This window comes from Rathayibacter sp. AY2B7, assembly GCF_002931635.1.
In the GTDB taxonomy this organism is placed as follows: domain Bacteria; phylum Actinomycetota; class Actinomycetes; order Actinomycetales; family Microbacteriaceae; genus Rathayibacter.
The window spans coordinates 1-4,243 of the sequence record NZ_PSUC01000164.1; the positions used below are offsets into that span (position 1 = coordinate 1).

Sequence of the window (4,243 nt, forward strand, 5' to 3'; positions counted from 1 at the left end):
TCCGTCTCGGGCGCTCCCACGGCGCGGGCTCCCGTGTCGGGGACTCCCGTGTCGCCGCCCCGAGAGCTCCGTCCCTCCCGTGGAGGAGTCGCGCGCGGAGCGGACGTCCGGTCCTGCTGAGTCCGCAGCCGACGAGGCCCACGCGTCAGCGGAGGAGCGGAGCGTTGCGAGCGAGTCGGCCTCCTCCGCCGACGCAGCCGGACCGTCTTCGAGCGACCGTGACAGCGACAGCGACTCCGACGCTGCGTCGCGCCGTGCCCCTGCCGCTCCGGTCGGCCTGTGGCCGGGGGAGCCCGTGCTGAGCGCGACGTCCGCCGCCGAGGAGGACGGCGGCGACCTCCCGGACCCCGCGGACGACTCCGCTCGGGTGGGGGAGCAGGACGCCGACGCCGACCGCGGAACGGTCGTGGAGCCGGAGCGCTCCTCCGACCGCGACGGCGTCTCCGCCGAGGGACGGAGCTCTCGGGGCGGCGACACGGGAGTCCCCGACACGGGAGCCCGCGCCGTGGGAGCGCCCGAGACGGATGCCCGCGAGGCGAGTGCCCGCGAGACGGGTGCCGGTGGGACGACTGCCCGCGAGACGAGTTCCTCCGACGCGGACGTGTCCGACGAGGACGACTCCGACGAGGACGCCTTCGACGCGTTCTTCGCCCCCCTCCGCGACGACGCGGACGGCTCCGGCTCCGACGCCTCCGCCGATGCCGGCCGCACCGAGGTGCACCGCCGCGGGGCGGACTCCGTGCGCCCGGTGCTGCCGCACACCGACCCTCCCGCCGACCTGCCGACCGCCCCCGCCGGACTGCGCAGCGCCCACCGGCCGGACGACGAGCCCGATGCCGGATCCTCGACCGACGTCGACCCGGCGGACCGCTCCGGCGCCCTCTACCCCGCTGACGGACGCCCGGTCGGCGCGACCCCGCCGACTCCGCGCGAGCCGACTCCGCCCGCCGTCTACGAGTGGCCCGACCCGCGCGGGGACTGGGACCAGCCGCCCGTGTGGGAGCAGGTCGTCGCTCCGCATGACGAGCCCGACGAGGACGGCGGCGACGAGGAGCTGTGGCGCGAGACCGCCGGCGCCTACTCGTGGAACCTCGAGCCGGCCGCCGAGCCCGCCGACCGCGCCGAGCCCGCGCCCTTCCGCACCGCTCCCGCGGCCGCCCACGTCAACGCCGCTCCGCCGCGGAAGCGCCGCTCCGCCCGGTCCCGACCCGAGAGCCGCGAGCGCGACTCGGCGCCCGCCGCGGCACCCGCGTGGCGCACGCTCAGCCGACGCCGGCTCCTGATCGGCCTGATCGCTGCGGGTGCGGTGATCCTCCTCGCCGGGCTCTTCGCGATCGGCATCGCCGTCGGGAGCGCCGGCGGCCGGGCCGAGCCGCAGGCCGCCCCGGTCGTCAGCGAGACGCCCGCGGCGGAGCCGACCCCCTCGCCCACTCCGACCGCGACCCTCCCGACCGTCGGACCGCTGCCCGTCGGCACCTGGGCCTGGAGCGCGCTCCTCGGCGGCGAGTGCGTCGAGCCCTTCGACTCCGTCTGGGCGGAGGAGTTCACCGTCGTGGACTGCGCGAACGCCCACTCCGCCCAGCTCGTCGCCACCGCGGAGCTGACCGACGCGGCGTTCCCCGGCCAGGACGCCCTGGCCGTCACCGTCTCCTCGCTCTGCCAGGCGCAGGGCGTCGTGGACGTCGCCGCGGCCGAGACCTACGGCGACGTGCAGGTCGCCGGTGCGTTCCCCGTCACCCAGGAGCAGTGGGACGCGGGCGAGCGCAGCTACTACTGCTTCGTCGACCGGGCGGGCGGCGGCGAGCTGACCGGCTCCCTCGCCGGCACTCCCGCGGCCTGACGCGCGCCGTCCCTCGGACCTCGGAGGATGCGGCCGGGCACCGGCCCGGTGCACCCGGCCGAGCCGTGGAGCGCCCAGTAGGATCGCTCGTCGTGCAGGAGAACGAGGCGACCCCCGCGACCGGACCCACCGCCTCCGTGGAGCTCACCACGAACGGCGTCGGCCCCTGGCAGGGGGAGCGGCCCGAGGACGACCGCCTCGACCCGGAGCTTCTGGAGCGCGGCGACGCGCGCAACGTGGTCGACCGCTTCCGCTACTGGCGGATGGACGCGATCGTCGCGGAGCTCGACCGCACGCGGCACCCGTTCCACGTCGCGATCGAGAACTGGCAGCACGACATGAACATCGGCTCGATCGTCCGCAGCGCCAATGCGTTCGGCGCGGAAGGCGTCCACATCGTCGGCCGGCGGCGCTGGAACAAGCGCGGCGCGATGGTCACCGACCGCTACCAGCACGTCCAGCACCACGAGACGGTGGCCGACCTCGTGCAATGGGCCGCGGAGGCGGACGTGCCCCTCCTCGCCGTCGACAACGTCCCCGGCTGCGTGCCGCTCGAGACGTACCGGCTCCCCGAGCGCTGCCTCCTGCTGTTCGGGCAGGAGGGACCCGGCCTCTCGGAGGAGGCGATCGCCGCCTCGGAGGCCGTGCTCGAGATCACGCAGTTCGGCTCGACCCGGTCGATCAACGCCTCGGCGGCGGCAGCCGTCGCGATGCACGCCTGGGTGCTGCAGCACGTCCGCTTCTGACCCCCGCGAGCCGCGGACCCGTGTCAGGAACCGGCGCCCGACCCGCTGCCGGGCCGCCGGGACTCAGACCGCCGAATCCGGCGGGAACTCCGACTCCAGCGGCTCCGACGACAGGAGCTCGTGCACCCCGCTCAGCACCTCGTCCGGGCGGAACGGATAGCGCTCGATCTCGGCCTCGTCGCTGATCCCCGTCAGCACCAGCACAGTGTGCAGGCCCGCCTCGATGCCCGCGACGATGTCGGTGTCCATCCGGTCGCCGATCATCCCGGTGTTCTCGCTGTGCGCGCCGATCTTGTTCATCGCCGAGCGGAACATCATCGGGTTCGGCTTGCCGACGACGTACGGATCCTTGCCCGTCGCCTTCGTGATGAGCGCCGCGATCGCCCCCGTCGCCGGGAGCACGCCCTCGGCGCTCGGCCCCGTCGCATCGGGATTGGTGACGATGAAGCGCGCACCCGCGACGATCAGGCGGATCGCCTTCGTGATCGCCTCGAAGCTGTAATTGCGGGTCTCGCCCACGACCACGTAGTCCGGCGCCGTCTCCGTCATGATGAAGCCCGCCTCGTGCAGCGCAGTGGTGATCCCCGCCTCGCCGATCACGAACGCGCTCCCGCCCGGCTTCTGCGACGCGCAGAAGTCCGCCGTCGCCAGGGCGCTCGTCCAGATCCGCTCCTCCGGCACGTGCAGCCCCGACCCGCGCAGCCGCGCCGCCAGATCCCGCGGCGTGAAGATCGAGTTGTTCGTCAGCACCAGGAACGGGGTGCCCGAATCGGTCCACTCCTGGATCAGCTCGGGCGCGCCGGGGAGCGCCTTGTTCTCGTGCACCAGCACGCCGTCCATGTCCGTGAGCCAGGCCTCGACTTCACTGCGGTTCGTCGCCATGGGTCGATGCTATCGGCGGCACCCCCGCGCACGACGGCGACGACCGGCGAACCGCCCGGCTCCCTCCGCTGATGCCCCTGTGGAGGGACGACCGTCGTGCGCCGGACGGCCGGACCCCGGACCCGCACAGCCACGAGCGGGATAGCCTGGGAGGCATGAGTGGCGAGAACCTGCTGGGCCCCGAACCGACCCTCCTCCCCGACGAGCCCGCGGTCACCGCGGCCCTCGCGAAGCACGCGAACCCGGGAGCCGTCGAATTCGCCGCCCTCGCCGCCGCCCACCCGCGCTCCCCGCTGGCCTGGGCACTGCTCGCCGACAGCGTCTGGGGCATCGACGCGGCCCTCCCCTCCTACGCCTACGCCCGCGTCGGCTACCACCGCGGCCTCGACCTCCTCCGCGGAGCCGGCTGGCGCGGCCAGGGCCCCATCCCCTGGCGCCACGGACCCAACCGCGGATTCCTGCTCTCCCTCTACGCCCTCCGCCGCGCCGCCGACTCCATCGGCGAGACCGAGGAGGTCACCCGCCTCACCCAGTTCCTCCAGCAGGCCGACCCGGTCGCCATCGAGGAGATCGAGCGGTACCACGAGGACGCGTTACCCCCTACCGCCGCCATCATCATCCTCGGCAACGACTAGGCGCCGCCCGGGTGCGGTTCTGGCGGCGTTGTCGTCGGGCGCCGTAGCGCCGCTACGGCTTCCTCCTCCGCCTTGCCAGAACCGCACCCGGACGCCGCCTAGCCCTGTGCTGGTGGGGTGGGCGCCGTGCCTGCGGCACG

General features: G+C 74.4%; 4 protein-coding genes. 3 read left to right on the forward strand and 1 reads right to left on the reverse strand.

The features are described 5' to 3' along the window. Positions 1-295 precede the first annotated feature (295 nt). Together C5C27_RS16695 and C5C27_RS16700 are read left to right on the forward strand one after the other, a co-directional pair. On the forward strand, positions 296-1,840 hold the full coding sequence (locus C5C27_RS16695; protein ID WP_104314961.1) for a septum formation family protein: 1,545 nt from the start codon (positions 296-298) through the stop codon (positions 1,838-1,840). Positions 1,841-1,932: 92 nt separating this feature from the next. Then, positions 1,933-2,586 (forward strand): TrmH family RNA methyltransferase, encoded by a 654-nt coding sequence (locus C5C27_RS16700; protein ID WP_104225722.1) that lies wholly within the window; start codon positions 1,933-1,935, stop codon positions 2,584-2,586. Positions 2,587-2,649: 63 nt separating this feature from the next. Here the strand turns inward: C5C27_RS16700 and C5C27_RS16705 are convergent, their stop codons facing one another. Next, the gene (locus tag C5C27_RS16705; protein WP_104225721.1) at positions 2,650-3,468 is read right to left on the reverse strand and encodes an HAD-IIA family hydrolase; all 819 of its coding nucleotides are present in this window, start codon (positions 3,466-3,468) and stop codon (positions 2,650-2,652) included. A gap of 155 nt (positions 3,469-3,623) precedes the next feature. Between C5C27_RS16705 and C5C27_RS16710 the strand changes: the two genes are divergently transcribed. Next, positions 3,624-4,103, forward strand: coding sequence for a DUF3151 domain-containing protein (locus C5C27_RS16710; protein WP_104314962.1), 480 nt, complete (start codon positions 3,624-3,626; stop codon positions 4,101-4,103). The last annotated feature ends 140 nt before the right edge of the window (positions 4,104-4,243 follow it).

What these genes read in the sequence shown, in the direction of transcription:
- C5C27_RS16705 (WP_104225721.1), bottom strand. Translation starts at nt 3,468, where the DNA reads ATGGCGACGAACCGCAGTGAAGTCGAGGCCTGGCTCACGGACATGGAC.
- C5C27_RS16710 (WP_104314962.1), top strand. Translation starts at nt 3,624, where the DNA reads ATGAGTGGCGAGAACCTGCTGGGCCCCGAACCGACCCTCCTCCCCGAC.